This window comes from Streptomyces sp. CO7 (assembly GCF_053474865.1).
The window spans coordinates 947633-949189 of record NZ_JBRIOU010000002.1 but is presented as its reverse complement, the minus strand read 5'-3'; the positions used below and the strand labels follow the sequence as shown (position 1 = coordinate 949189).

The 1557-nt window shown below is 70.6% G+C and carries 2 protein-coding genes and 1 tRNA gene; 1 reads left to right on the top strand and 2 read right to left on the bottom strand.

All coding sequences use genetic code 11. The annotated features are described in order from the left end of the window. A partial coding sequence (locus ACOV8S_RS06355) for a zinc ribbon domain-containing protein (protein WP_448316576.1) occupies positions 1–458 on the top strand: 458 nt, incomplete at its 5' end. A gap of 145 nt (positions 459–603) precedes the next feature. Here the strand turns inward: ACOV8S_RS06355 and ACOV8S_RS06350 are convergent. Both ACOV8S_RS06350 and ACOV8S_RS06345 read right to left on the bottom strand, forming a co-directional pair. Then, positions 604–688: transfer RNA gene (locus ACOV8S_RS06350), tRNA-Leu, on the bottom strand. A gap of 131 nt (positions 689–819) precedes the next feature. Beyond that, a complete protein-coding gene (locus tag ACOV8S_RS06345) occupies positions 820–1338 on the bottom strand; it encodes a protein-tyrosine phosphatase family protein (protein WP_448316574.1) in 519 nt (172 codons plus the stop codon). Positions 1339–1557 lie beyond the last annotated feature (219 nt).

Genomic DNA, 1557 nt, shown 5'->3' with positions numbered 1-1557 from the left:
CTGCCCACCCGGCGCTCGTCAGTGAGGCCGACTTCGTCGCTGTGCAGCAGATCCGCACCCGCCCGCAGCCGGCACCGGGCCGGACTTACCCGCTGGCTGGACTGCTGTGCTGCGGCGTCTGCGGGCGCCGTATGGAATCGCACTGGGTGCACGAGCACCCGGGCTACCGGTGCCGCCACGGACACACCAGCGCCGGCCGACCCGACCCGGCCCGCACGCCGAACGCCTACATACGCGAGGACCAGGTCCTCCCCCACCTGCCCGCCCTGCACCTGCGCCTCACCGGCCGTATCGAAACGGCCAAGCCCGAGGCTCCGTCCTGCGGGTCGGTGGCGCCGCCCACGGTTGAGCAGGCCGTCGCCCATCTCCGCGGCCAGGAGATCACCCTGGTCTACGACCCCGCGGACAGGACTCTGACTGCGGATACACCCCGAGCAGAAAGGATCACCATCAACTGACGAACGGCGAGGCCGGCAGACACCGGAAAGAAGGAGGAGAGCGCCAGGGAGAAAAGGCCGGAACGCAGAACACCCGCTCCGGCCGAGAGCCGATGCGGGTGCCGATCACCCCTGCCCGAGAACCGGGCCCCGTGGGGCAACTGTGTGTCCGAGGGGGGACTTGAACCCCCACGCCCGATAAAGGGCACTAGCACCTCAAGCTAGCGCGTCTGCCATTCCGCCACCCGGACCAGGTGTTGCGTCGCGTTCGGGGCGGTGCCCTCGGCGACGTGGATAACCATACCAAGGATCCCGGGTGGGTTTCACCTGCGTATCCGCTGGTGGGCGGGGTGCAGCGGGAGGGGTACGGAGAGTGAGTCGATCAGGTCGGGGCCTGGAGGCCGGTGAGGAGGCGGGCGGTGTCGAGGCCGGCGGTGAGGTACTGGACGAAGGTCTCGTTGCTGAAGGCCCAGGGTGATCGTCTGGCGCGGACGAGGTCGACGGCGGTGGCGGGGCTGTGGGCGTCGAGGTCCATCAGCGCTTGGGCGGTGACCAGGCCGGAGCGGTTGTAGCCGGAGTGGCAGCGGACCAGGACCGTGTGGTCGGCCCGTACTGCGTGTACGGCGCGGTCGGCGGCCTGCTGGACGGAGTGGATCTGGTCCGGGGTGAGAGGGCCGTCCGGGATCTCGGCGATCACGTGCTCGACGGAGGGGTGCGGTCCGTGGCCCGGCAGGGTGAAGAGGCTGACGACCAGGTCGAACTCGCGGTCCGGGACGGCGGGGACCAGGTCGCCGGTGTGGTCGGTCCAGTGGTGGCCGCCCATCCACAGCCCCGGGCGGATCTCGTTCCAGGGCGAGTCGGGCCCCGGCATGTCGCGGTCCTTCTGGCGTGTCTTCTTCATCCGTTCCCCCTTGGAAGGGACAACGGGTGAGGTGGGGTCCCCGTTCCCGGAGCGGAGGCGAGTGGGGTGCAGTGGAGTGGAGCGGGCGGGAGGAGGGGCTGCCCACAATGACCGACGCGGGGTCCCCGGGTGAGGGGAATGGGGACGGGAGGCACGGCCCGTCGCCGCTCGCGCCCCTCACGACTCGATTCCGCGCCACGCCACCCCTCAGGCCCGCAC

Bases quoted from the DNA above. Each gene is read 5' to 3' on its own strand.
- ACOV8S_RS06345 (WP_448316574.1), bottom strand. From the start codon at position 1,338: ATGAAGAAGACACGCCAGAAGGACCGCGACATGCCGGGGCCCGACTCG.